This is a genomic window from Moorella mulderi DSM 14980, from assembly GCF_001594015.1.
Lineage (GTDB): Bacteria > Bacillota > DSM-521 > Neomoorellales > Neomoorellaceae > Neomoorella > Neomoorella mulderi.
The window spans coordinates 1-25,746 of sequence record NZ_LTBC01000022.1; the positions used below are offsets into that span (position 1 = coordinate 1).

Consider the following 25,746-nt stretch of genomic DNA (forward strand, 5'->3'; position numbering starts at 1 on the left):
GGTGGTGAAAAAAATAATATTCTGGCTCTTCCTTGCAGGGTTAATGCTTTTCCCTGCTGCCGGACATCCTGCCGCCAGCCCGGGAGGCAGCAGCCACCCGCAAGCCTCCTGGGAGACCCTGGCCGACAGCAGCAAGGTCTACGGGTTCTGGCAGGATAGCGGAGGTTATCGCTTCCTGATCGAGTGCGACCCTGCCACCGGCCAAATGACGGGTTTTGCTTACCTCAACAGCGGCAAGTATGTAGAACAGGAGGTCCAGGTGCTGGATGGGTATGACCAGATACAATATATTGACACCGACCAGCCCAAAAGGTATCTCTACCCGCCCATAATCATACCTGCAACGATGTACCGGGGGAGAAGTTTACCCATCCGTAATATGGGGCAGGACCCCTATCCTGTAGGTTATCCCTATGGCGACACCATAACCGAAGACTGGCGCCCGGTTATAATCCCTCTCCTTAATAAAAACGACTGGCCGGTGACTTTAAGGGTTCACGCCTTTTTGTCCGGCGATGACTGGACCGGTGATGTTACCATAGGCCCCTATGACACCAAGTGGGTAATGCTGAAACTGCCGGCCAATGCCCGGGCCGGCGGGTATAACCCTTATGAAACCGCATATATTTTCGTCCATGCCCAGGTGGTGGAAAACTATGACCCTTATGCCCCGGAACGGTACAAGCATAATCCCCCTGCTGATGACGGCGATGTGGTGGCCATGTATGCCGACATCCAGGGGCTAGAATTTTCCGGACCCCAATGGGTTGAAACGGAAAACATCAAGGTATTCGACCTCGAACCGGCGTTCAAGGAAGTTTTGAGGTGGGTGCCGGATGATCCTAATAACTGGCGTATAGGGCACCCGGAGTATGATGTGGTGCCGGGATATAGGTGGGTAGATAAAACAGTAGGTTACCCCATTGGCGTAGTCGATGGTGAAGTATCGTCGGAGCTAGCTACCCAGGAAGATATTGATCAGTTGAAGGCGGTTGGTGATGGTCCGGGTTATCCTTATTATAAGTTTGAAGGCGTTACTCTTAAAAGAACAAGCACGGAGGTATTAGATAAATGGCGTAAACCCGGGGGTTACTGGTATTACGTTTATAGATACCATTATAAAGCCCGAATACCCATAAGAAATTACAGCAATTATTGGGTAACCATTAAAGACCTCTCAATTGCCTGTAGCGGCAGTAAAAACCCCGAAGTAATTGGAAGGATAAGCGGGACCATACCCCCGGGTGAAACGAGAGATTTTTATTGTGAGTTTTATCGTGATACCCATTACAAGAACTGGCGCGGGGAGTGGGTACTTAATAAAGATTTTTCACCCCGCGTAAAAGCGGGTAGCATTTGGAATGGCATTGGCGGGTTGCTGTACCCACAAATTTTAGATGCAGAGGTAACCCTAAGCGCGGTGGCAGGAGGGAGTTATTGCAACAATAAGTATCAAAGTGAATATGAGCCGAGTATCCCCCTGAACATGTTTAAGTTTGAAAGGGTGATGACACCTGCAGAACTCGCCCGCTATGCTAACTACAATACCTCAATCAGGGAAAACATTACTTACTTTTTAGCCGGGCATCCTGAGCTTATGCGTGTAACCGGAAGATGCAATTACCGTAGTCAAATTTTTGATGATTGATTAAAGGATATGTCTATCAGAAGCTGGAGCCAGGGTGGATTATCACCCTGGCTTTACTTTTTGAAAGAGCTGTGCCTTTAACTGAACTTAAAAAGGAGCGTGGTTTTATGCTGGCACTTCAAGTTAACAATCAACCGGACCTAACCCCGGTCAAGGCCGGAGGGGTAGACGCATGAAAGTTTCAAAACCAGCCATGGTAGATCGAAGAGATACCTGGCGTTTTATTACTAAAGCTTTATGCCGCATACTCTGGTATTCTTCTTGGGGGCTGCTCTTTTTGGATGTATTCACGTTTTTCCTCGTGATAATAGCTGCAGTCCTGCTATCTATACAGAATTTTAAAATTGAAGCCCTCAGCTTAATTAAGCTGGGATGCGTTTTCTCTTTGCCAGGACTTCTTATAGCCTTTTTGGGGATGCTAATTTGTTGCCTCGCAGATCCAGGTAAAGGGTTAAATTCATTGCGTCACATGATCTTTCGATTGGGTCGTCGGGGGGCAGATTCACTGTAGCTTTCCCAAAAAAGAGGCACTTTAGCATAGAAATGAGTTATAATACTACTGAGAAGGAGCATTTTGCCGGAACGGAGAAAGCCATTATGGTAACAAACGACAGGGAAATTAGGCAGGAGATTAGCGATAGCCTCATAAAAAAATATGGTAAAGAGCCAGGAACGCTAATAGTACACGAGTTAAAGGTGTGCCAAGGGGAAGCCCGAATTGATATAGCCTTGGTTAATGGTGCTATGCATGGCTATGAGATAAAAAGTGATCGGGATACCCTGGAGAGACTACCAGGGCAAATTAAGATATATAATCGAGTGTTTGATACTATTACTATTGTTACTGGCGCTAGTCATTTTAAAGAAGTTGCTACCCTAATACCCCCTTGGTGGGGAATTAAGGTAGCAAGCTGCGAGGATTCAGGTAAGATTACCATAACAGAAATACGTCAACCAGAAAGAAATGCTAATATTGACGCCTTTTCCTTGGCCCAGTTTCTTTGGAAAGATGAGCTTGTGGATTTGGTTATGCGCTACAATGTGGGCAAAGAAATAAAGAGACTAACACGTGCTCAACTTTGGGCATATGTATCGGAAAATATTTCACTGGAAGAACTTAAGGCATATGTTAGAGAATGCCTTAAGAAGAGACAAGCATGGCGACCTGATGCCCAACGTACGTTAAATGATGATTAGTGTTAATCGGTACCCAACTTCTCATATTCCCATGGTTACAATTATTAGAGCCGGTGCATTTTTGATTAGCACATTCATAAATTTTCATATCTCCCCAACTAAAATCTTTACCACAGAAGATGTCTGATATATTAATAAGTTTTTGTGATAGGCTGTGAAATTGTGTATAATCATATGGGTTTCTTGGATCGCGAATTCCACGGACAATATACCATGTATTTTCTGAGGTATATCTAATGGTTGGTATTATAGTAATGCCGTGATCGTATTCCTGATCATGTGGATCGTCCGGTCCATAGTCTCCAAACTTAACATATGAATGTTTGTTGTGGACTTCCTTCCATAATATCCATTCCTTTCTTTCCAATAACGATATTTTGTTTTGAGGAACATTCAAACTTTCAGGGAATGAGGACCCAGCCACAATTACATTTCTAAAATCCGAAGCTTTTATTTGAGTAAGCATAAAGCATATAACAGTAGCTAATGATTTTATAACGTCTTGAGGCAATTGTACTACTTCTCCCAAATCAACAATTAAATCAATAGATTGTTTATCAGCTCCAGCGTCTTTATATAATCGCTCCTCAAAGTTATTTACATCCTCAAGTTCCTGAATGCCCACCCTCAAGGCAATACCGTTAGAGAATATGTTAGCTTTTTCACGTATTAATTGAGAATACTCTATAGGTTTGCTTGCTGAAATTAGCTAGCTTAGAGCTTTCGGGCTCGGTCAATGCTGCTTCCATAAAATCATTTAAGTCGTCTCTAAAGGTAGGGTGAAAATCAAGGTAAAACCGCCGCCCTTCACCCCAATTTTTTATAATTTCACTTGCGAAACTATCTGGTTTGGTCTCCTTCATAATATTTAGTACAGGGCATAAGTTATTTTTGGCTTCATCCGACAACCTACGCAACGCCAGTCGTTCTCCTTCTTTCCATTTAAGAATGGGTACATAAAACTCTGGCATAGATGGCAATCCCCCTAATTGCAGCATAAAATTTCTATAAACAAGGCTCCTCGCTATTTTGTATGGGTAAAACCAATTATCGAAAAAGGAGTAAATTACTTCTAGCATGTTGAGCTCCCATATATGGTAATTTAAGCCTGAAAGGATTGCTACCATTAATGTAAATAAATAACAAGAAGGAGGAATATCTTCTTACAGTGTAGAAATGCTGGTCAAAATTAGTGTTAAAGGAAGTGGCCAGCATTGCCCGACCAGAACGCCTTATTTGCTCATGCCCTGGGCCTAACACCTCCCTGGAAGGTTACTGATGTTGTTTTCTCCAAGCAAAAAGGGTGTCTTGATATCCATGTTGACTTTGAGCGCGGTGCCAGCTTTATCTGTCCGGTCTGCGGCAAACCTGGGGCCAAGGCCTATGATACGGAGAAACAGGTTTGGCGCCATCTGGACTTCTTTCAATATCAGGCCTTCATCATCGCTCGTGTACCCCGGGTAGAGTGTAAACATGGCTGTAGCATCAGGAAGGTTGAGGTTCCCTGGGCTAAAAGGGAGAGCGGATTTACTCTTTTGTTTGAAGCCCATCTCATGCGCCTGGCCAAAGATATGCCTATAGCTGCCGTAGCCAGATTATTAAACGAACACGATACCCGGCTGTGGCGGGTAGTAAAACATTACGTTGTGGCCGGCAGAGCCAGGGCTGATTTCAGTGGGGTAACCCGCATCGGTATCGATGAAACCTCCGCTCGGAAAGGACACGATTATATCACTCTGTTTGTGGATTTAGATAAGGGCGCCTTACTGTTTGCCACCCCGGGCAGAGCCAAGGATACCATTGCCGCTTTTGTAAAGGACTTTGTCCAGCATGGTGGCAATCCAGAAGCCATAAAGGAAGTGTGCTGCGACCTTTCCCCGGCATTTATCGCCGGCCTTAAAGAACACCTACCCCATGCCATCATAGTTTTAGACCGGTATCACCTCATGCAAATAGTCAATCAGGCCCTTGATGAAGTAAGGCGCCAGGAAAGCAGGGAGACAGACCTTTTAAAGAAGACCCGCTATCAATGGCTGAAGAACCCTGCCAACCTGACCGGTAAACAAAAAGCAAGTATTGAGGCCCTTAGCCGTTGTCACTTGAAAACCGGGCGAGCTTATCGCATCAAGCTGGCCTTTCAGGACCTTTTTTCCCAGCCTGACCGGGAGAGTGGCGAAGCCCATCTCAAACGATGGTATTTCTGGGCAACTCATTGCCGCCTGCAACCGATGATTGAGGCCGCCAAAACAATTAGACGCCACTGGGAAGGAGTGCTAAGTTGGTTTACCAGCCGGATTTCTAACGGCCTCCTTGAGGGCACCAACAGTCTCCTGCAAGCTGGAAAAGCAAAGGCCCGTGGTTACCGCAATAAGGCTAACTTTATTACCATCTCTTATCTCATTGCTGGTAACCTTGATTTTGGTTTACCCACTTAATATAGCGAGGAGCCATAAACAATAATACCACATATATTTAAAGAAAATGCTCGATTGTTGTCGTGTAATCTCATATTTATGGTGGCTAGGGCATATTGCTGCCCTGGCTTTTTTATTTTTATGAAGGACTTTATTTAACCAACGAAAAAAGGAGCGTGGTTTTATGCTGGCACTTCAAGTTAACAACCAAACATTACATGCACAAATCCAGGTCGGGGCTGTAGGGGTAGACGTGGGTTACGGTTTCGTCAAGGCAGTTTCGCCGGTGGCCAGGATATCTTTTCCCTCGGTGGTGGCGCCCTTTGTTGAGGACCCCCTAAGCGGGTTGTTTCACGATAGGACGGGCCACAGGGTACGAGTGCGAAGGGCAAACGGGGAGGTGGAGGAAAAGCTGGTCGGCGAGGCGGCCTTAAGGTCCCTGGCGGCTACGGCAACTTTGAGCCGGGAGAAACCTGCGGCCCTCCACGACCTGATGCTGCTTACGGCAGCTTACCTGGCGGGTGCAGGCGACAGGGGGCCTTTCCCGAAACAGGTTGACCTGGCCGTGGGGTTGCCCCTGGCCTATTTCCGCGCACAGAAGGACGCCCTGAAGAAGCGCCTGGAAAGCCTGGCGGCCTGGGTGAGCGTGGACGGCGGGGAAGAGAAGCATATCAGCTTTGGCCAGGTGCTGGTTTTCCCCCAGGGGGCGGGTGCGGTCCTGGCAGGGGAAGTAGCCCTACCAGGGAACGGGTATCTCGGCGTGGTCGATGTGGGGACCTACACCACTGACTACCTGCTCTTTGAAGACCGGGGCGATAATATCCCCCACCCCTTGCCGGAGGCCTGCGGCAGCCTGGAGGCGGGCGTGAACCTCCTGCACCGCTCTCTGGCAGCCGAGTTCCAGCGCCAGACGGGAGCCCCCCTGGCCCCGGCCATGTACCAGGAAGCTGTTGAGGGGGCCATGGTGGGGCGACCCATCCATTACGCGGGCAGGGATATATACCTGGAAGATGCGTTTAAGAAGGCCAGGCGTGATATCGCCCAGGCCATCGCCCAGGGGGTTCTGGCGGCCTGGGGCGGCCGGGCCGGGTTTGTCGCCCTGACGATACTTGCCGGCGGCGGGGCCTGTCTTTTTGAGGATGAACTCCTGCGGGCTTTGCCGGGAGCGCGGGTAGCTAACGACCCGCTATTCGCCAACGCGATTGGGTATCACGAGATGGTTTGTAAAGTTGATTAGGTCTTGTGATTGCTCATATAACAGGGGTTTATGGATTGGTTTTGTAACATTGGAGGTTTTATTAAAGCCTAACATTCTGGGTTTGTAACAAACGAGGTGAAAAAAGTTGCCCGATGCCTTGAAACGCCTAAATTTGCAGTTGCCACAAAGCCATCCCGTATTTCGTTACCCACCCCGTATCAGGGCGAAAGTGGCACGGGAGTGGCTGGACCTGGGGATGCGCCTGGCAAGTATTGAGGAGAGGCTGGCCCGCTTGGAAAAGCGGGGGCTTGCGACTCCTGCCCCAGGGGCCAGCAGCCAGAATGCTAAGGGAATTGACCCCGTTAAGTTCCGGGAAACCCTGGCGGGGGTTTTTGATTTTTAAAAGAGAGGTGGTGGCCAGAGGTGGGGGAGAAAAACCCGTTTGTACCGGTACACGTGATAATCTCCGACCTGGTTCTAGTTCCAGAAAGCGAGATTATCGTCATGAAGCTGCCCGGGCAGCCGCCCTTGACGGTTTACCGCATCGGGCCGGCCCAGGTGAAGATGGTCGAAGAATATTTTGCCAAGCAAAAGTATAGCCCCTGGCAGAAAGGCGGTAAGCATATTGCTAAGCAAGAGGGACGTCGAAGCGGTAATAAGTCATCCAGAAAGGATACGGGTCTACTACCAGCCGGTGATGAACATTACGTCCGGGCGGCTATGGGGATATGAAGCCCTGGTACGGGGTGATGGCGTACTGGCGAAACCCGGGCGGCTTTTTAAGAGCGCGGCGGTATGGGGGCTATTGGGCGAGCTGGATGCCGCCTGCTTTGTGGCCGCCCTGGCTGGCGGCTATCCGCCGGAGGGTTACTTAAGCGTTAACGTGACGGCGGCAGGGTTGGTTGATATTGAAGCTGGTCGCTATGCGAACCCGCGCCTGGTCATCGAGTTAACCGAGTACGGCTGCAGGGATATACAGCAATTAAGGGGTGTTTTAAGTGCCTGGCGCGGGAAAGGGGCCAGGATAGCAATAGACGACGTTGGGCCGGATATAGGCCAGCTGCGGGCGGCCCTGCACCTGCGGCCTGATTTTGTAAAAATAGACCGTTCCCTGGTGAGGGGTTGCCACTGCCATGCTTCCAACCGCCTGCTGCTGGCCCAGGCCCTGGAGGTATGCCGTTACCTGGGGGCGGAGGTAATTGCCGAGGGAATCGAAAAGCCGGGTGAGCTGAAGATTTTGCAGAACCTGGGCGTGGAATACGGCCAGGGTTACCTGCTGGGGAAACCACAGCCGGGCTGGGCAGATACTTGTATTATGGCCGGTGGAGGTTGATATATAATGCGTATCGGGGTTGACCTTTGCAATACTATTGCCAATATAAACGCCATGCTAGTTATGAAGTTTACCCGCATATCGCTAACCCGTTACCCTGATCCGGAAATACCGGCAGGGTTTTTTACTATTCCGGAAGGCTTGGAGCTGTTAAGCAAGGCCCAACCTTTTCCCTATGCAGCGGTAACATTAAGGCTTCTGGCCTCCGCCGGCCATGAAGTTATCTACCTCACCAACCGGCCTATCATGGCCGCTAATTTAACGCGGGAATGGCTGGAGTTAAACAACTTCCCTCGCGGCACTTTGATGTTTCTTCCCCGGGGCTATAAGGCATTTTTTGCCCGGTATTACGGTATTGATTGGTTTTTTGAGGATGATCCCCTGGAGGTATTGAGCCTGCAGGGCGTTGTCGGCAAGGTTTTTATGAAGACCTGGCCTTATAACTATGGTGTTCAGGGGCAGGGGATAAAAAAATTTATCAGTTGGTGCGAGATTATGCCCCATGTTGCTGCCGGAAAAAGGGATAAGGTGGGAGCCTTTGCATGAACAGAATGGAAACAGCTTACATAGAACCCAGGGATGAACTGCATGACGGCAGAAGAAAAAACTGGTTCTGGGACAGCAATGCTATCTTCGACCTTGGCCTTTCCTGCCACGCCATAGTAGTGCGGCTGTACCTGGCCAGGTGCGCGGGTGAGGGTCGCAAGTCCTGGCCGTCGATTGCCAATATCGCGTCTCATTGCAGCATCAGCCGGGCTACCGTAAAAAGGGCTATAGCTGAACTCGAAGAAAAAGGCCTTCTGAGAAAAGAAACGCGTCAGGACGAAGACGGGGAATACAGGAGCAATATTTATACACTCCTTGACCCCAGCGATACAACAGCAGGGCAGGGCAAAGAAATACCCGGCAGGGGTAGTAGGCTCCAACAGAACCTACCCTGTCACGAAATTGCAGGGGTAGGTTCAGACAGAACCTACTACCCCCCAGGAGTGGTAGGTTCACACAGAACCGGGGTAGGTTCACACAGAACCTACCCCGGTTCAGAGAGAGCCACTAACAATAACCAATTAACAATAACCAGTGAAGAAGATGTTGTTGTTGTAAAGGCTGGCGTCAGCCAAACCCTTGGCGGCGCAGGAGGCAGGGAAAGAGAAGTTGGATGCGCCGATAGCACCAAAGAACATCCTGGGGATAGGGTCCTGGAGGGATCCCTTACGGGCATGGCCGGAACTAAAACAGTGCTAGAAACTGGCGCCGGTGGCGAGCCGGATCAGCCGGAAAGGCAGACGGAACCGGAAGCAGCTGACAGGATCCAAGAGTTATTTATAAAAACCACAGGTTATCCATTGCCTGAAGCGGCACTTAACGAGCTCGTGGATTACCCTACAGGATACGTGGAGCAGAAAATCAAGATGCTTGAAAGCGGCAAGGAAAAAACCAATACGATAGGATGGCTCCTTGAGGCGTGCAAGGAGGATTACCGGTATTTGCCGGGGCCGAAACCAGCCGGAAAGCCAACCTGGAAAGGAAAAGAAAAGCCGCCAGGGCTATCAGTGCATAGTAAGGACTATGATAAATATCGGGAATTATACAGATTAGTCTGATTTGGAAGGAGTGGGATAAGATGACAGCAAATTCTATTTCCGAACAACTCAAAACAACCCCTCAAATTTGCGCAGCCTGCCGGTTTTACGGCAATCCCAGACGCAAACACTGCGGGTTATCCGGCAAAAAGGTTAACCCATACCTGGCGGCGTGCCAGTATTTTGCCGCATACGAAGAATACCCTCATAACTAGCAAAAGGAGGCGGGCAGCATCAAAACCCTGATAATAACTGAAAAACCATCAGTCGCTCGCGATCTGGCCGGCGTCCTGGGCGGTTTTAAAAGCCAGGACGGTTATCTGGAAAACAGCCGGTACTACATCTCCTGGGCATTGGGCCACCTGCTGGAACTGGCTGAACCGGAGGACTACGATCCGGAACTCAAAAAGTGGTCCCTGGAGCAGCTGCCCCTTATCCCACCTGACTTTACCCTCAAACCCATCAGCAGCGGCAGGAAGCAGCTGACAACCATCAAGCGCCTGGTACAATCTCCAGACGTAAGCACCGTGGTGAACGCTTGTGACGCCGGCCGGGAAGGGGAACTTATCTTTCGCCGAATATACGCCTGGTGCAAAGGGCAGAAACCTGTCAAGCGCCTCTGGCTCTCCGAAGCCACGCCGGCGGCCATCAAAGAAGCATTCCGTCGCTTGCGCGACGGCCGCGAACTGGACAACCTGGCGGCCGCCGCCGAAGCCCGGGCGCAGGCCGACTGGCTGGTAGGCATCAACGCCACCCGGGCCTTCACCTGCCGCCACAACAGGTTGCTTTCGGTCGGCCGGGTCCAGACCCCCACCCTGGCCCTGGTGGTGGCCAGGGAAAGGGAGATCCGCGCTTTCAAGCCGGAGCCGTACTTCGAAATATGGGCTACCTTCCGGAAAAGCACCGGCGAAACCTACAGGGGCAAATGGTTCCGGGAAAAGCAGGACCGGCTGCATGACAGGCAAGAAGCTGAGAACCTGACTAAAATAAGCGCCGGCGGGATCGTCGAAAAGATAGAACAGAAAGAGGCCCGGGAACAGCCGCCGCAGTTGTTCAACCTCAACGACCTTCAGAAAGAAGCTAACAAAAAATACGGCCTCACCGCCCAGAAAACCCTGGATGCGGCCCAGGCCCTGTATGAAAAACACAAGCTCCTAACCTACCCCCGCACCGACAGCCGCCACTTAACGGCGGCCCTGGTCCGGGATACCCTGGCAGGGCGACTGGAAGCCCTGACCGGCATACCTGACTACGCCGGCCTGGTCCCTAAAAACTTGCCTCAGCTAGGCAAGCGTTACGTGGACGACAGCAAAGTCAGCGACCACCACGCCCTCATCCCCACGGCCTCACGTCCCGATCTAAGCAAATTAAGCCCGGCTGAACAAAAGGTATACGACCTGGTAGTGCGCCGCTTCCTGGCCATCTTCTACCCGGACGCCCGGTACGCCGTGACTAGAGTAGTTACCGCCGCCGGCGGCGAGAAATTTTTATCCCATGGCAGGGTGGAACTGGATCGGGGCTGGAAGGCCGTCTACGGCCGGCAGGATGAAGACGAAGCAGAAAGTAAAGACGAAGAAAGCCAGACCCTCCCCCAGCTGGTGGAAGGCGAAGAAGTCGCCGTTCAGGGGGTAGAAGTAAAGGCGAAGCAGACCAGGCGCCCCCAGCGCTATACCGAAGCCACCCTCCTGGCGGCCATGGAGAACGCCGGCCGCCTGGTGGAGGACAAAGAGATGGCTGATACTCTGAAGACCGCCGGCGGCATCGGCACTCCCGCCACCAGGGCGGCAATTATTGAGCGCCTTATCCAGGTCGGCTATCTCCGGCGGGAAAAGAAAAACCTGCTGCCTACCGCCAAGGGCGAAACCCTTATCGGCCTGGTGCCGGAGGAGGTGAAGTCAGTCGAATTAACAGCCCGATGGGAGGAAGGGTTAAAAGAGATCGAGGAAGGACAGCGCGACTTTAATGAATGGCTGGAAGGAATAAAAAACTTCACCACGGAGGTGGTCCGAATGGCCAGGGAACAGGAAGCCGCCCCGGGGGCCGATCCTGACCGGGAAGTCTTGGGGCAGTGCCCCATATGCGGACGGGAGGTGATGGAATACCCCAAAAGCTACAGCTGCAGCGGCTACAAAGAAGGCTGCAGATTCGCCATTTGGAAAGAGATCGCCGGCAAAAAAATAACGGCCAACCAGGCTAAGGAACTGCTGCAGAAAGGGAAAACCGGGGTAATCAAAGGCTTTAAGTCTAAAACCGGCAAAAAGTTCGACGCCGCACTGACCTTGGGGGAAGGGAGCAAAGTTAACTTTGAATTTGCCGAAGGGAATAGCGAAACCCTGGGGAAATGCCCGCTGTGCGGTAAAGACGTTACCGAGTCCCAGAAAGGATACGGCTGTTCCGGCTGGAAAGAAGGCTGCAAGTTTGTCATCTGGAAAGAAATCGCCGGTAAAAAGATTACCGCCGGCCAGGCGAAGGAGTTGTTGCAAAAAGGCAGGACCGGGATGATTAAAGGCTTTAAATCCAAAAACGGCAAGGAATTTGATGCAGCACTTATATTGGGTAAGGACGGGAAAGTAGGATTCGATTTTGACAAAGAACAAAACAGGAGGGAGAACGCATGAGGTTAACACCCGAAGGATTCGCCGGAACAGAATTAGATTGCTGGGATATCTTTTACGACGCCAAGGATCGTGGCAAAGTATTGAGCGGGATTGTCACGTCGGTTGTAACCCCCAAAACCCTGAAAGAGTTTTACTGGGAATTAAGGTTTAAAGAGGGGGACGGTATACGTGGCATAGTGCCGGCCTCCGAAACCGGGCTTCCCAGCGAGCGGATGATGAACTTTTTCATCGACCAGGAGGTAAACGTAAAAATCCGGCATATCGACAAGAAAAACGGCATCGTGGCCTGCACCAGGCGGGAAGTGGTCGAAGAAGCCCGTGCCAGTCTGTTAAATACCCTCCAGGAAGGAGAAGAGGTGCCGGCCCTGGTGCGCTTCATATCCCGCCGCAACGTGGGCCTCGATATCGGCGGCGGCGTAATCATCCCCGTGCCTTATACTAAAGCGGCGCACTCAAAATCACTGCCCCTGGAAGCCATATACAAGCCGGGACAGCTGGTTACGGCGGTAGTCGAAGGGATAGATAAAGAAAACAAAAGAATAGAGGTGGGCATTAAAGACCCCTGGGAAAACGCGGACTTCAGCAGGGGCGATATCGTATCAGGAAAAATTATCATGATCCGCGGGAGGAACCTTTTTGTTGAGGTCCGGCAGGGCATAGTTGGCATCGCCGGCTATCCGGTAGGTAGAAAAATTTCCGAAGGAGAACGGTTCCCTTTTCAGGTATTACACTACGATAAAGCCGGGAAAAAGTTGCACATGGTAGTCTTTGACCCAGAACGCATACGCGGGAGGAGGAAGTTGCATGCCAGAAGGCGTGAAGGAAGCAGCGGCCAGAGCAAATGAATGGATCAGCCCCTACGCCCGGGGCATTGCCCTGCACCCTGGCCAATTGGGGCCGGGCAGCGGCGCCAGGGATTTTAGCGGCCGCGCTTATGAATTATTAAGCGCGTTAGTTGAGGCCAAAGCGCTTACCCAGGAAGCTTCCGCAAATATATTAAAGTGCAGCCGCCGCACAGCCAATTCAGCCCTAAAAACCCTGTGGTACGCCGGCATGGCTAAGTGGGTAGACGTATTCACCGCAGTAGGCCCATTCCGCCTCTGGCTACCGGCGGAAAGCCGGCCGCCTCTGGACGCCCAGGAAGCCTGCCGCCTGGCGGTTTACGGCTTATTCTTTTCCCTGGCCAAAAAAGAAGTGCCGGGGTTCAACTGGCAGTTGGTGAAGGCCAAAAACTCTTGCCTCCACGCACAAATGGCCTTCAACGGCGCTAACGGCCCGGAAAAATGGTTAATAGATGCCCCGCGCCTGGACGAAGAAATAAACCCGGCAGCGGATGTGTATATACTACCCATGGAAGGGCGGAAAGGAGAAATACCCGGAAAAAAATTCACCCTGGATGAATTGCTCCTCCGGCCGGGGATGCTAAAGGAAAAAATTAAACTGGCATAGAAAATTTTTCTTGACACCTCTGGATAACTTTGCTAGTGTAATAACTAGATAAACCTACCTACCAACCATACCCTCACCCATCAGCATTTGCCTTGGCTGGTGCGGGTGGAAGCCCCGGAGCGGCCGTCATGCCGAAGAGGAGACGGATACGCTGGTGAGAGGTGCTTCACGAAAAGTCCCATGGCGAAGAGCTGGGTGTACTCGTGAAGCGGGAACGTCACGGCGATGAGCAGGCGTTCCAGATGTGCCGTCATAGCGAGGAGCAGACGGCACCGGTGGGACCCAACCGATACAGCGGGCAATATGGCGCGACCGCCACGGCGAGGAGCAGGCGGCGCGAACCGGAAGATGGCCGGCGCTACAGGTCCGGCTCCTGGGTGAGCGGCGTAAGCCGCAGCGGCGGCAAGGAGGACACTTGCCAAGGCAAGCCGTAGTAACCCTTGTAACTAACCGTCCTAAGCGCCACAGGCCGGAGCTGCCCATCTCCAGTGGCGCAAAGAGCAGGAGGGGTGGCTGCCTCCTTTAAAAACGGGCTAAGCGCCGGAAAAAGGCTTGCCCCCAGCCTTCGGCGTTACAAGTTTAGCGTTAAGCTACCAAACCGGGGCAGGATGAGCCGTATGTAGCGGCGCAAACATGTAAGAAAAGTAAAGATTGGCGGCTTCAACAGCTTAAAAAGCCGTGTGAGTCATGAAAGGAAACACTTTGGCCTAAGAAAGCAAGTTCAGTATTTACTTGCAAGGTCATGGTGTTTTTTGCTTTTACAAGGCCCTCCCACGGGTGCAGGCTTTCAAGCGCCCGTGGGAGACCCCCGGGCGCTTCAATTTATTATAAGGAAGGAGCGTGCCGGGATGAAAGGAGATTATTATGAACAGGGAAGAAGTAGCGCGTGTTGTCGAGCAATTACCTCGGGAGGACCAGATCTGGTTAATGAACCAGATCATCTGGCGGTTCTGGCCGCAGTTCCAGGGCAAGGCGGTGGCCTTCTATGACCCGACCGAAACCTGGGACGACTGGGACGACAAAGAACTGGACGAGTATTACCGCAAAAAATGGGAAGAAGCAAAAGAACGACAGGAACGGCTTCAAGCCGGGAGACGTGGTGATAACTGAAATCCCATATGCGGATAAAGGCGGCGGCAAGACCAGGCCCGCCCTGGTACTGAGCTCGTATGAGCACAACCAGAACAGGCGGGACCTGGTGGTCGCCAAAATCTCCGGCACCGGAGCTTTCAGTGCCTGGGACGTAAGAATAAACAAATGGCCGGAAGCGGGCCTGATGAAACCTTCCAAGGTGGTCTGCGACCATATCACGGTGGTTTCCAAGGCATCGGCAATAGTAATCGGGCATATTGATACCGGAACCCTTGCCGGGGTCAAAAAGAAAGTTGGCCTGCTTTTGAGCTTATAGGGCTTCAAGGGCTACCGGCCCTAAAATACCAATCCAACGAAAGGAGGATTGGGTGCGGGCCGGGAAGGCCCGTACCCGCAAAAATGAGTCTAAAAGAACGCATCAAGAATGCCAACCGGGAAGGAAGCGGCTTAGGGTTCTTGCGCGGCCGCGAGAAAGGTGATTTCGAGAAGCTGATCGGGCGGGAAGTAACGTTGGAAAATGCCGCCATTGTCCAGTCTAACTACAATGACGGCGCCGAAAACGTGATCTTCACCGTCCAGGGCGATAACCGGCATTACTACCGTACCGGTGGCAATGTAGTCGTCAACGGCTTCAAAGAGATCACCGAAGGGCTGGAAGAAGAGGGCCTAAACTGGGACATAATTGGAGTGACATTCAGCCGGGTAAAATCAAAGAACGGGCGGGCTTACTACACCGCCAGGTTCCGCGATTTACGTAGCCCAGCCGAAGGGGAAGACGAGGCAATTTAACCTTGCCAGAACGCCATCGGCGTAATAAGATGGAGGTGAAGGCAGGTGATTGCCGTGGAAGAAACGAAGAAAGAGACGGCAACGACAGGGGATCATCCGCACCGTCTGGTGTCGGAAGAGTTTTTCTTCCTGCTGAACCGGATCGACCGCCTGGACGAAAAGATGAGCCTCAAGTTTGAGGATATACGTAAAGAAATTACTGATGTACGCAAGGAAGTTAACGATGTCCGCAAGGAGATCGGTGGCATTAGCCGCTGGGCTTTCGGCCTGCTGGCAACTATGCTGGTCGGCTTTGCCGGCGTAATCGTCACCCTCGCCTTGGGACTACGGTAGGAAGAGGCAATTTAACCTTGCCAGACTGCCCTCGCCGTAATATGATGGAGGTGAAGGCGGGTGATTGCCATGGAAGAAACCAAAAAGGAAACGGCCTCGGCAGGGGATCCTTCGCACCGTCTGGTGTCGGAAGAATTTTTCTTCCTGTTGAACCGGATCGACCGCCTGGACGAAAAGTTAAGCGCTAAGCTAGATGATATGCACAAGGAGATGGGTGGCATCAACCGCTGGGCTTTCAGCCTGCTGGTAACTATGCTGGTAGGATTCGGCGGTATAATCGTCACCCTGGCCTTGGGACTGCGGTAAAAGATTAACCCGGCATAAGCCGCAAACTATGAAAGAGGACGTTAAGGTTTAAACAACCTTTGCGTCCTCTTTCGTTTTTATAGGAAAACCTGGGCCGAAAGGCCCGCCCTAATTCTACTCGCGGAAGGAGGAAAGGGGTGGGCCGGCGGCCCGCTCGGAAAGATGAAGTACGATACCGAAAAAGCCAGGGAAGCCTTGAACCGTTTACTGGCCATGTTCGCGAGCGGCGACCTACCCCCTGCCGTGGCCAGGACCCTGATCCGGCCCCGGGGCGGCTCTAGCAAACCGAGCGACACTTGGAGCCTGGGCAACCGGCTGCTGATGTACTTAGCCGGCACTGAAGACGCCCGGGGTTTCCACCAGTGGCAGGAAGCGGGGCGCAGGGTTAAAAAAGGCGCTAAAGCCTTTCACATCCTTGCCCCCTGTACGGTCAAAAAGATCGTCAAGGTCACCGACCAGGAAACTGGCGAAGAGCGTGAAGAAGAACGCAAGGTAATTGTGGGATTCCGGTTCATTCCGGTATTCCGCTACGAAGATACCGAGGGCAAACCCTTGCCGGAGGTAAAATACGATCCTCCCGAACCCCCGCCGCTGCAAGAAGTGGCGAAGGCTTTTGGTGTGGAGGAAATCATCTATGCGCCAGGAAACGACGGTTCTTACGGTTTTTTCTCCTGGAGCAACGGCAAGAAAATTGTCCTCCATACCCACGACGTGAAAACATGGTTCCACGAATTGGGACACGCCATCCATCACACCTTCCGTCCCCTGCAGGGCGGCCAGGTGCCGGAACAGGAAATAGTGGCCGAAGTGTTCGCGGCCACCATGTGCGAGGTCCACGGCGTAAGAGGGTACCACCAGTACAGTTGGGAGTATATAAACCACTATGCTGAAGGAAACCCGCAGGAAGCGTTAAAAGCCATTTTCCGCGTCCTAGCTGACGTGGAAGAATGCTTAAGAAGGGTATTTACGGCTAAACAAGCCCGAAAAGAAGAGGTAGCGGCATAATGCTATGGGCCATCCGGCTCGGTCTTATCCAACGGAAGGAGGAGAAGGGCGGGCCGCCGGCCCGCCCGAGAATATGGAGCAGATGACATTTTTCGCGACAGAGGGTTATGAAAGGGAAAAAACAGTAGCGCCCAAACTTCCGGAAACGGTAAAGATTGTGCGCGTATCAATGGTAAAAGAAAACGCCCTACCCTATGAGACGCAAAGGCTCTTAGGGCCATTAGAGGCAGTCCCTTTGTTCAGAAAGCTTTTGGGCGGAAGGGACAGGGAGTGCATGGCAGCCATCCACCTGAATTGCAAGAACAGGATCAACAGCGTTGAGATCGTCAGTATCGGCACCCTGAATTCATCACCGGCCCATCCCCGGGAAGTGTTCAAAGGGGCTATCCTGGCCAACGCGGCAGCGATAGTCCTGGGGCACAACCACCCCAGCGGCGACCCCACCCCCAGCAAAGAAGATATCGAGGTTACCCGGCGGCTGGTGGAAGCTGGCCATATCCTGGGGATACAAGTCCTGGACCATATCATTATAGCGGATGACGGTTGGGTGTCATTAAAAGAAAGGCTACTGATGCCAATAATGCCAACGTAAGAAGCTCTATAGTAGCCAAGAAGGCCAACGAGTGTGAACCTTATCTGACGAAAGGAGGAAAAGGGGCGGGCCTGTGGCCCTCCCCAAGCATAATGAAACCAGTATACAGGGTATACGAAGCGCAAAACCCCGGTGAAAGCGAGGTTTACCGGGTGGCCATGTCCGGTCTCCGGGAACTTTCCTTCCGGGAAGAGATTGCCCGGGGCGAAAGGCTGGTACAGTTAATCCGCCTGGTGGCGGAGACTGGTAACCGGAATGAGGCAAGAAACATGGCCGACTGCGAGGTTTAAAAGCATTCAGGAATGAAAATGAAGGAGGGCCAGCGATGCAGGCGTTAAAGGATACCTGTGAGCCTTTCTGGCGGGTTTCCCGCCGGGAGCCCTGCCCCATCTGCGGCAAAACCGACTGGTGCGGGATTAACTCCCGCCTGGCGGTATGTATGCGGGTCAAGAGCGATTACCCGGTAAGCAACGGCGGCTGGCTGCATAAGCTGGCCCCAGGTGTGGTAAAAGAAGAAGTCTATTCGCCAGCGGGAACCAACCCTGCGGCGCCAATTGCAACAAGGAATCGCGTCTACCGGGCTTTTTTAAGTTGCCTGCACCTGTTGCCGGAGCATAAAAAAGACCTGTTGCGGCGCGGTTTATCCGAAGAAGAAATCAAAAGAAACGGTTATAAAAGCGTACCATCGCCAGCGGAGCGCTGGCGGCTATGCAAGGAGCTAAAGGAACGAGGATACGACCTGGCCGGCGTCCCGGGCTTCTATCAGGCCCGGGGCCGCTATGGCGGCCATTACTGGACCTTTAAAGCGCTGCCGGGATATTTTATCCCGGTCCGCGACAGCGAGGGCCGCATCCAGGCGTTGCAGGTACGACTGGATCAACCGGACGGGACCGGCAAGTACCGGTTTTTCAGCACCCCCAATAAAACCGGCGGTTCCTCATCCGGTGCCCCTTGCCATGTGGTCCGGCCGGAGGAACTAAAAGACCGCCGGGTCTGGGTGACTGAAGGGCCGCTTAAAGCCGACATCGCCTCCCGATATCTGGGTTCCGTTTTTATCGGTGTTGCCGGCGCCGGCAACTGGCGCCCGGCGGTAGAGGCAATCCAGGAACTGGGAGCAAGGGAAGTTGTAATAGCCTATGACCGCGATAAGAACTTGAAAGACGCCGTAAGGCGTGCGGAAAGAGAATTAAAGGTAAATTTGAGAAGAAAAGGCATAAGAGTATTTATAGCCTCCTGGAATCAGGAAAAGGGAATTGACGACGCCCTGGTTTCGGGATGCGAAATAACGGTAAAAGAAGAAAGGGGAGTGTAATGGTGGAGGAGCTCATCTACTTTGTGGATGAAGAGCATGAAGGAAATTTTAAAGAGTTATGCGCCTCCATGAAGAGCATGAAAGGCAACAGGGAGTACCGGGCCGCAGGTTACATCCTGGCCCTGCCGGAATTGTACCCTAAGGCCAGGCGGTACTTCAGCGACGCCGGTTTCAGGTGGTTCGACCTCCTTAAAAAGGTTGACCTTAGTTCAGGCCACCGCATCATGGTGAACCTGGCAGTGGACCTGTTCGGAGGGGCGACTGACCGGCCGTTATTCAACGTCGGCGATGCCATAGCGGTCCTGGACACAAAAATGTACCGGGCCGCCCTGGCGGCAATGCAGGTAAAGAGGCCGGTGAAAAAACTTTAGAGGGCGAAAGGAGTTAAGGGTATGTACCGGTGCAAAAGTGGCAAACACTGGTGGCTTAACAAAGAAGATGCCGAGAAGTGTTGCAACGGCTACAAGTTAATGCTTTGCATAGGCGATATTCAGGGCTGCCATATAACGGTTTATGAGGATGAGACCGAAACTATGTATGGTTACAAATGGGTACCAAGCTTTTCTGAAGGCAATGCAGATAAGAGGAAAGTGAAGAGCGTTACTCCTTTCCTGGAATAATGAGACGAAGTGTACTGAACGGTTTTCATGAACGGTTTTCGCAGGCATGGCCGGCCTGCGGGGGCTGAATAAGCCCGAAGGCCTTAAAGCAGCAGCGGCGCTGTCAAATCGCCGCCAGCCCTGACCCGGCCCCAGGGCCGGGTCGCCCCCCATGGGGGTAAGGGCTGCTATCTGCCCCGCAAGCCTAGGGCTTGCACCGCCGAAGGCAGCATGGGCAGTATGAATACTCAACTCGAAAGTACGGCGTGCGAGGCCAGCCACGGTCACAGGCGGCAAGCCGATGACGTGGCGGCCGGCAGGAACACGCGGACAATCGAATAGGGCGGTAAAACGGGAAACGGCCTTAACGTTGACCGACGGCAGGAGGGCAACGTTAAGGCGGGCCACCCGGATCGCCGCCGGCCGGGAGGCCGGCGGGGATACGGGGGCCGGAAACGGGCGCAGCCCGTCTCAGGCACCCCGGAGGGGGGCACTGAGACGGGCTGGGCGCCGAAACCGCGAAGCTTTAAATCGCAAGCAAAACGCGGTAAATGCAAGAAACATTTCTCGAAAAAAACTATGAAACGCAACCCTCAGGGGTCGTAGCGTGTGGTTGGCTATTACCGTTTTTAAAATTATTTGGATCAGGGGAGGAAGGCCGGGTGCAGGTAAAATGGAAACCTACCGGAAACGAAAATTTTGACAGGCTAATGGGTCAATTTGTAAACCGAATAGCACGTTTTGCACGGGGAGGCTCGGTGGAAAGCAGAAAGGTTAAAATACGGCGTTACCGCCTTTTCTTAGAATTTTTAGCGGCGAGGTTTGCCCCTCAGGACATCCGCAACATCCAGCCGCGCCATGTGGCGGCCTATATCGCCCACCGCCGCCAGGCGGGGGTGCAGGAAAAGACAATCTTAGCTGAACTCTCAATAATTAGATGGTGGCACAACCAGATCCCCTGGCGTAAATACGAAATGCCGGATAACAAGACCCTGTTTGAACTGGAGGAGAAACTGGATGACAAAACGTTCAGCGAAGAAGTCAGGTACCGGTATAAAATCACCCACTCCCGGAGGCGGCGGCTTATTTCACAATCTCGAAATCCAGTTCGAGAAAGTCTACCGGCAGGCCGTTAAAGATACCCAGGGCAAGGTAAGCATAAAGACCCATTTTCGCTACCGGGATAGCATGAAAAAATTCCTTTCATTTTGTGCCACCAGGTTCCGGTTGCAAAACCTGCGCAATATCAGCGACAAGCACCTGGAGGCCTACATCGATTACCGCCGCGGGAATGAAACAAGCGAGAAAACGATAAAAGGTGACCTGGCGGCAGTCAGATTCTTTCATCGCTATATTGAGGGTGCCAGGTTCCAGCTATCCGGGAACGAAAAATTCGGCCTGGCTTCGACCCCGGACGGACGGGCGGACCGGGCCTGGAGCGACGGCGAATATAAGAAGATGATAGCCCTGGCGGAAAGACTGGATCGGCCGGAGGTGGCCCTGGCCATGCGCCTGGCCAGGTATGCCGGGCTGAGGGTGCACGAAATTACCCGCCTGTCCCGGAAAGATGCCGAACAGGCCCTTGCCGCCGGTATGCTGCACGTGAAGGGCAAAGGTGGGAAAGAACGCGATATCCCTCTGGCGACGGAAGCAGCCGCGGCCTTAAAAGAAGCCTGTGAAATGGCGGCAAGTGAAAATGACAAACTCCTTGTGCCCCCCGGAGAAAAAACCCACCTGGTTATTAAGCGGATCCAGAATTTCATCCGCCGGCACCGGGATAAGGTAATGGAATTAGGAAAGGAGGTCAACATTACTTTCCACGGCCTGCGGCACGCTTACGCCCGGGAGCAATTTCGGGTAAAGGTGGGCGAGTTGAAGAAAATAAGGCGAGCCCTGGCGGAAGTATCGGAAAAACTGGGTCACAACCGGCCGGAAGTTACAAAAATTTACCTGGGATCGGAGTGGAAAAGATGAAAACATCACGATTACATATATCATGAATCCTTGAGCTAGGTTATAATATTTTACAGGAGAGGGTAGTTTACATTGCCAACGATATGCGAATTTCTCGGCTATAAAGTATATATGTTCTACCAAGATCATTCTCCGCCACATATTCATGTCATAGGTAAAGGATTTCGGGCGGCACTTTCAATACCAGATGGGAAGCTACTGGCGGGAACCCTTCCCCGGCGTGTTCAGGGAGTAGCAAAAATGTGGGTAAGACAGGAAGCCACGGCTTTAATGCAAAACTGGCTGAGGGCAGAAGCTGGCGAAGTATTACAGCAAGTAAAACCTCCAGGAGGACGGTGAACGATAATGTTACGGGAAATTAAAAGCGCTTATCCAGTTAAAGACTACCACCTTATTCTTGAGTTTGACACTGGCGAATATAAAATTATTGATCTGCGCCAGTTTCTAAAAGGGCCAGTGTTTGAACCTCTTAAAGATCCGAGTTATTTTAAGCAGGTAAAGGTAGACCATGAGGCAGGGACGGTTACCTGGCCCAACGGCGCAGATTTGGATCCGGACGTGTTATATAGCCGGAGCCTGCCTTTAAGGTTACCGGGGGAAGATATAGCCCAAGGATAGTAAAGTAGTAGCAGGATGCATAGTGCGCCTGCTACTTTTGTTCGTAAAAGTTTTGTAAAAAGGCACCGGAAGGTTAATTTCCCGGGCCTTTTCTTTTTAGGAGGTGTTTTTTATGTTCAACAAGATATTTGCAAGTTTCACGGAGAAAATCGGCAATAACGGCATAGGGCTTCTTTTGCTGGCAGTCGGCTTCATAACGAGCCTGGCGGTATTGTACATCATCGACGTGTGGTTGCTCGGTCCTGTAGCCGCCATCTTTGCGGCAGCTTATAAATGGCTGACCGGGGGGCTGCACGGGCATCCCAATTATACTGCGGCCTGGTGGTACTTCCAGCACCCGCTGGCAACCGCCAGGGCCTGGCTGGGCGGCCATCTATCCCAGCCTGAAGTACGTTCCTGGTGGATCTGCCTTAATGTGTTAATTGCAGTAATAGGTACCCTGCGCCGGATAGCCTGGCAATTTGACTGGACGATTAGTAAAACCCCCGGCATAAAGATAAAAAAAGATGACGCTACTTACGGAAGCGCCAGGTGGGCCGTGAAAAGCGACCTGGAGCGGGTTTGCGACTTCGGCTTCGGCCCGGGAATAGTCCTGGGGGCTTTAGGAGCAGCACCAGTGCGTATCCCACCTAAGCCCAAAACCTGGATGAACCGCCATGTACTCGTGGTCGGCGCACCAGGTTCCGGCAAAAGCCGTGGCTATGTCCGGCCCAATATCTTCGCGGCGGTCCGGTCAGGGGAGAGCGTGTTGGTGACGGATCCCAAGGGCGAGCTTTACCGCAGCATGGCCGGCTGGCTAAAGTCAAAAGGGTACACGGTTAAGGGCTTCAACCTGGTCCAAATGGAACAATCGGATCACTGGAACCCCCTGGCGGAAATCCGGACCCCTCTGGATGCCGACGTTTTTGCCCAAGTAGTAATCAGTACAACGGAAACCGGGCCTAAAAAAGGAGGTGACGCCTTCTGGGACCGTGCTGAGCAAAATTTATTAAAGGCCCTGGCCCTCTATGTAACCACAGAACTGCCTGCGGATATGCGCCATTTTGGCTCCCTTTATGATATATTAGCTGCAGGTGATTTTGAACAAGTAGATGCCTTGTTCGCTAAACTTTCACCTGGCCATCCAGCAAAAGGACCGTATAATGTTTATGCCATGGCTGGCGATAACGTCAAAGGTGGAGTGGTAATCGGGCTGGGTACCCGGTTGCAAGTTTTTCAGCAAGAAATGGTGCGACGTATAACTGGTGACAGCGATATAGACTTAACGTTACCCGGTAAGGGAAAGTGCGCTTACTTCATCATTACCCCGGATACCCACGGCGCCTTTGATTTTCTGGCTTCACTGCTGTTTACTTTTTTATTCGTCCGGCTGGTGGAGGTTGCTGATACCTCCCCCAATGGCCGTTTACCGGTGCAGGTCAGATTTCTCCTGGATGAGTTCGCCAATATCGTAAGCATTCCGGAGTTTGAAAAGAAAATCGCCACCGTCCGCAGCCGCGGCCTCGACTGCCATGTTATAGTCCAGAGCATTCCCCAGTTGGAAAGGAAATATGGACGGACTTGGGAGGAAATAATGGCCTGCTGTGACACGAAGTTAATTATAGGCGTGAAAGATGATACTACCGCTCGCTACGTAAGCCGTATGCTAGGGGAAAGTACCGTGGAAACAAGAAGCGCTACCCGGGAAGTTAATCCAATATGGGGACAGGGGTTATTTGACGACAGGCGTAGCCTCGGTATTACCGGCCGGGAACTGATGACCCCGGACGAGATCCAGAAAATGCGCTCAAAGTTTTGCCTGGTATTTCTCCCCGACGGCACACCGCCGGCCAAGTTAATAGTGTTAGATTATGAACAATTCCCGGAAGCGAAGGAGTTGAAGAAGGTTATAGTTACGGAAAAGAAGGAAGAAGAAAAAGAGCTTGAGACTGAAGACGAGCTTAACGATGGTGGAAATGAGGATTACCACGATAACATAGACCGGCAACTTGTAGAAGATGGGGAAGAAAAGTTGATGGAAGAAAATATAAAAGAGGGAGATAGGGTTATAGTGACAGAAAATAACACGAGTAGCGGAAAAATCATTGTCCCGTGGTGAACGCCGGGAATAGTTGGCTATTAGCGGATCGTAGGACCTGGGTCAGTATGGTAGCTTGAAATTCCGGCCATATCTGAGGTAAGACTTTTACTATTCTAGCGAACCGACTCCCGCGCCAGGATTCGATCGCCCGGGGCATGGCTGAGCAGGTATTGTGCCCGGAGCGCGGGGCGGACCTGAGGCGACGGGTAACGTGGTATATTGTCCGGGTTTTGAAACAAAACAAGGGAGGGTATAACTTAAACTAAAGCCCCTGGCCTGCGGGTTACCCTGGGGACAGGGGCTTTGTGGGTCTTCGGATCAAGCATTAGAAAAAATATGCATAAAATGGCGGGAAGTGGCAGGATTTTCTATAATTACGCAGAATAATTGAGGTAATCTTGCATATGGAGGCGAGCATGATTGTGGATTTAAAGGACGTTTTAGCCATGGAAGTCCCAAAGGCTGCCCTTAAATATATTGCACAAACTAACGAATTAAAGCCTGGGGGCACATCCATAGAACATTATGCAGATGTCCTAGTCCACAGTCCTAAGACTATCGATATTGCAAAAGTACTTGCGAGACAATATCGTTATGCTGGAAGAACAGCCGTAAATCTTTTTATACCTACCTCGGGAATTAGTCGCGATTGGAATAACCCAAAATATTTTAAGGCTGAAATGGAAAAGAAGTATGGGCCAGATATATTTACTGATGGCGTTAAACCACAGTTGACTGAGGAACCTAAACTTATTAGAATACATGAAGATGGTTCAAGATATATTCTAACATTTTCATACCTAGGTAAGCCCAGACGGGTCCTTGACAATTACGAAATAGTTAAGAGAAGACCCCAATTGATTGATTTTGTTCTTATGTAAGCGTAAAATAGCTCCCACCTATCACCGAGGTGGGGGCTAAAACAAGCTTAATTATTCATCCGGCAGACAGGAGGCAGAGTTTCCGACCACGGCAGGAGTTGATCCAGGGCGTTTTTATCCTTGAGGTCCAAGTTGGGAAGTTTTTCAAAGAGGTAAATGAGATAGTGGAAGGGATTTAACCCGTTTTCTTTTGCCGTTTCTATGATACTGTAGGTAATGGCGCTGGCTTTAGCACCCCGCGGGGTGTTGGCAAACAACCAGTTCTTGCGGCCAATGACGAAGGGCTTGATGGAGCGCTCGCTGCGGTTGTTGTCGAGTTCCAGACGCCCGTCTTGCAAAAAGGCTACGAGTTTATCCCACTGGCCCAGGCAATAGTAAATCGCCTGCCCAAAAGTGCTTTTGGGCAGTACCCGGGATTTCTGGGTTTTTAGCCACGCCAAAAAGGCGTCCAGCACGGGTTTGCTGCGCACCTGGCGGATTTGATAGCGTTCTTCCGGCGTTTTATCTTTCAACTCGCCCTCGATGGCAAAGAGCCGGTTGCAGTACTCCAGCCCCTCCCGAGCGGCTACTGCTTTGTTGCGTTTATCTTCCGGCAGGGCCTTTAAGGCTTCGTCGAACTTGCGCCGGGCATGGGCCCAGCAGCCGACCAGGGTGACATCCGGAAGCTCATTGTAGCCAGCATAGCCGTCAACGTGCAAATAACCCTTAAAACCCGCCAGGAAGCG

The 25,746-nt window shown here is 51.9% G+C and carries 32 protein-coding genes; 29 read left to right on the top strand and 3 right to left on the bottom strand.

Annotated elements, in window-relative coordinates; genetic code table 11:
• Window positions 1–1,648 (top strand): hypothetical protein (locus tag MOMUL_RS16765; RefSeq protein ID WP_161485032.1); only part of this gene is annotated, 1,648 nt, incomplete at its 5' end.
• Window positions 1,649–2,245: 597 nt separating this feature from the next.
• Entirely contained in the window at window positions 2,246–2,845 is a 600-nt protein-coding gene (locus MOMUL_RS14390) for a sce7726 family protein (protein WP_062286044.1), read from the top strand.
• Here MOMUL_RS14390 and MOMUL_RS15930 read toward each other — a convergent pair.
• Window positions 2,790–3,470, bottom strand: coding sequence for a beta family protein (locus MOMUL_RS15930; RefSeq protein WP_161485033.1), 681 nt, complete (start codon window positions 3,468–3,470; stop codon window positions 2,790–2,792). The genes MOMUL_RS14390 and MOMUL_RS15930 overlap by 56 nt on opposite strands.
• A gap of 37 nt (window positions 3,471–3,507) precedes the next feature.
• Entirely contained in the window at window positions 3,508–3,816 is a 309-nt protein-coding gene (locus MOMUL_RS14395; protein ID WP_062285992.1) for a beta family protein, read from the bottom strand.
• 243 nt (window positions 3,817–4,059) lie between these two features.
• On the opposite strand from MOMUL_RS14395, the gene MOMUL_RS14400 reads away from it, so the two are divergent.
• The 27 genes from MOMUL_RS14400 (at window position 4,060) to MOMUL_RS14525 (ending at window position 25,021) form a co-directional block, all read left to right on the top strand.
• Window positions 4,060–5,280, top strand: a complete 1,221-nt coding sequence (locus tag MOMUL_RS14400; protein WP_062285994.1) for an ISL3 family transposase — start codon at window positions 4,060–4,062, stop codon at window positions 5,278–5,280.
• A 163-nt stretch (window positions 5,281–5,443) separates the two neighbouring features.
• On the top strand, window positions 5,444–6,496 hold the full coding sequence (locus MOMUL_RS14405; RefSeq protein WP_064774453.1) for a ParM/StbA family protein: 1,053 nt from the start codon (window positions 5,444–5,446) through the stop codon (window positions 6,494–6,496).
• Window positions 6,497–6,686: 190 nt separating this feature from the next.
• Entirely contained in the window at window positions 6,687–6,860 is a 174-nt protein-coding gene (locus MOMUL_RS14410) for a hypothetical protein (RefSeq protein WP_169802216.1), read from the top strand.
• 20 nt (window positions 6,861–6,880) lie between these two features.
• Window positions 6,881–7,189: a hypothetical protein gene (locus tag MOMUL_RS16980; protein ID WP_062286000.1), complete on the top strand. Its 309-nt coding sequence runs from the start codon at window positions 6,881–6,883 to the stop codon at window positions 7,187–7,189.
• Window positions 7,155–7,790: an EAL domain-containing protein gene (locus MOMUL_RS14420; RefSeq protein WP_084785690.1), complete on the top strand. Its 636-nt coding sequence runs from the start codon at window positions 7,155–7,157 to the stop codon at window positions 7,788–7,790. The genes MOMUL_RS16980 and MOMUL_RS14420 overlap by 35 nt, the downstream gene beginning before the upstream one ends.
• A gap of 6 nt (window positions 7,791–7,796) precedes the next feature.
• Window positions 7,797–8,336: an LNS2 domain-containing protein gene (locus MOMUL_RS14425; RefSeq protein ID WP_062286004.1), complete on the top strand. Its 540-nt coding sequence runs from the start codon at window positions 7,797–7,799 to the stop codon at window positions 8,334–8,336.
• Complete coding sequence (locus tag MOMUL_RS14430; RefSeq protein ID WP_062286006.1) at window positions 8,333–9,394, top strand: helix-turn-helix domain-containing protein; 1,062 nt, start codon at window positions 8,333–8,335, stop codon at window positions 9,392–9,394. The genes MOMUL_RS14425 and MOMUL_RS14430 overlap by 4 nt, the downstream gene beginning before the upstream one ends.
• 212 nt (window positions 9,395–9,606) lie before the next feature.
• Window positions 9,607–11,991, top strand: a complete 2,385-nt coding sequence (locus MOMUL_RS14435) for a DNA topoisomerase III (RefSeq protein ID WP_062286009.1) — start codon at window positions 9,607–9,609, stop codon at window positions 11,989–11,991.
• On the top strand, window positions 11,988–12,836 hold the full coding sequence (locus MOMUL_RS14440) for a hypothetical protein (protein ID WP_062286011.1): 849 nt from the start codon (window positions 11,988–11,990) through the stop codon (window positions 12,834–12,836). Before MOMUL_RS14435 ends, MOMUL_RS14440 begins: the two co-directional genes overlap by 4 nt.
• A complete protein-coding gene (locus MOMUL_RS16985; protein ID WP_062286014.1) occupies window positions 12,796–13,440 on the top strand; it encodes a hypothetical protein in 645 nt (214 codons plus the stop codon). Before MOMUL_RS14440 ends, MOMUL_RS16985 begins: the two co-directional genes overlap by 41 nt.
• A gap of 864 nt (window positions 13,441–14,304) precedes the next feature.
• Window positions 14,305–14,550 carry a hypothetical protein gene (locus MOMUL_RS14455; RefSeq protein WP_062286017.1) on the top strand — a complete coding sequence of 82 codons (246 nt, stop codon included), beginning with the start codon at window positions 14,305–14,307 and terminating at the stop codon, window positions 14,548–14,550.
• A complete protein-coding gene (locus tag MOMUL_RS14460) occupies window positions 14,540–14,848 on the top strand; it encodes a type II toxin-antitoxin system PemK/MazF family toxin (RefSeq protein WP_236713131.1) in 309 nt (102 codons plus the stop codon). The genes MOMUL_RS14455 and MOMUL_RS14460 overlap by 11 nt, the downstream gene beginning before the upstream one ends.
• Window positions 14,849–14,931: 83 nt before the next feature.
• The gene (locus MOMUL_RS14465) at window positions 14,932–15,321 is read left to right on the top strand and encodes a hypothetical protein (protein WP_062286022.1); all 390 of its coding nucleotides are present in this window, start codon (window positions 14,932–14,934) and stop codon (window positions 15,319–15,321) included.
• Window positions 15,322–15,366: 45 nt separating this feature from the next.
• Window positions 15,367–15,654, top strand: a complete 288-nt coding sequence (locus MOMUL_RS14470) for a hypothetical protein (protein ID WP_236713132.1) — start codon at window positions 15,367–15,369, stop codon at window positions 15,652–15,654.
• A gap of 69 nt (window positions 15,655–15,723) precedes the next feature.
• Entirely contained in the window at window positions 15,724–15,960 is a 237-nt protein-coding gene (locus tag MOMUL_RS14475; protein WP_062286048.1) for a hypothetical protein, read from the top strand.
• 162 nt (window positions 15,961–16,122) lie between these two features.
• Window positions 16,123–16,965 (top strand): ArdC-like ssDNA-binding domain-containing protein, encoded by an 843-nt coding sequence (locus MOMUL_RS14480; protein ID WP_062286024.1) that lies wholly within the window; start codon window positions 16,123–16,125, stop codon window positions 16,963–16,965.
• A gap of 73 nt (window positions 16,966–17,038) precedes the next feature.
• Complete coding sequence (locus tag MOMUL_RS14485; protein ID WP_236713133.1) at window positions 17,039–17,557, top strand: JAB domain-containing protein; 519 nt, start codon at window positions 17,039–17,041, stop codon at window positions 17,555–17,557.
• A 92-nt stretch (window positions 17,558–17,649) separates the two neighbouring features.
• Window positions 17,650–17,847, top strand: a complete 198-nt coding sequence (locus MOMUL_RS14490) for a hypothetical protein (protein ID WP_062286026.1) — start codon at window positions 17,650–17,652, stop codon at window positions 17,845–17,847.
• Between the two features lie 35 nt (window positions 17,848–17,882).
• Complete coding sequence (locus MOMUL_RS14495) at window positions 17,883–18,869, top strand: toprim domain-containing protein (RefSeq protein WP_062286028.1); 987 nt, start codon at window positions 17,883–17,885, stop codon at window positions 18,867–18,869.
• Window positions 18,869–19,240, top strand: coding sequence for a DUF2538 family protein (locus MOMUL_RS14500; protein ID WP_062286030.1), 372 nt, complete (start codon window positions 18,869–18,871; stop codon window positions 19,238–19,240). The genes MOMUL_RS14495 and MOMUL_RS14500 overlap by 1 nt, the downstream gene beginning before the upstream one ends.
• 21 nt (window positions 19,241–19,261) lie before the next feature.
• Window positions 19,262–19,489: a hypothetical protein gene (locus tag MOMUL_RS16990; protein ID WP_062286032.1), complete on the top strand. Its 228-nt coding sequence runs from the start codon at window positions 19,262–19,264 to the stop codon at window positions 19,487–19,489.
• A gap of 689 nt (window positions 19,490–20,178) precedes the next feature.
• Window positions 20,179–20,604 carry a phage integrase N-terminal domain-containing protein gene (locus MOMUL_RS16770; RefSeq protein ID WP_269085223.1) on the top strand — a complete coding sequence of 142 codons (426 nt, stop codon included), beginning with the start codon at window positions 20,179–20,181 and terminating at the stop codon, window positions 20,602–20,604.
• Window positions 20,486–21,442, top strand: coding sequence for a tyrosine-type recombinase/integrase (locus MOMUL_RS14510; protein ID WP_062286034.1), 957 nt, complete (start codon window positions 20,486–20,488; stop codon window positions 21,440–21,442). Before MOMUL_RS16770 ends, MOMUL_RS14510 begins: the two co-directional genes overlap by 119 nt.
• A 72-nt stretch (window positions 21,443–21,514) precedes the next feature.
• On the top strand, window positions 21,515–21,781 hold the full coding sequence (locus tag MOMUL_RS15940) for a DUF4160 domain-containing protein (RefSeq protein ID WP_084785693.1): 267 nt from the start codon (window positions 21,515–21,517) through the stop codon (window positions 21,779–21,781).
• A gap of 6 nt (window positions 21,782–21,787) precedes the next feature.
• Window positions 21,788–22,060: a DUF2442 domain-containing protein gene (locus MOMUL_RS14515; protein WP_062286037.1), complete on the top strand. Its 273-nt coding sequence runs from the start codon at window positions 21,788–21,790 to the stop codon at window positions 22,058–22,060.
• 112 nt (window positions 22,061–22,172) lie between these two features.
• Entirely contained in the window at window positions 22,173–24,158 is a 1,986-nt protein-coding gene (locus tag MOMUL_RS14520; RefSeq protein ID WP_062286039.1) for a VirD4-like conjugal transfer protein, CD1115 family, read from the top strand.
• A 404-nt stretch (window positions 24,159–24,562) separates the two neighbouring features.
• Window positions 24,563–25,021, top strand: coding sequence for a hypothetical protein (locus MOMUL_RS14525; protein WP_169802217.1), 459 nt, complete (start codon window positions 24,563–24,565; stop codon window positions 25,019–25,021).
• A gap of 47 nt (window positions 25,022–25,068) precedes the next feature.
• Here MOMUL_RS14525 and tnpC read toward each other — a convergent pair.
• On the bottom strand, window positions 25,069–25,746 hold a 678-nt coding region (gene tnpC / locus MOMUL_RS14530), incomplete at its 5' end, for an IS66 family transposase (RefSeq protein ID WP_153018261.1).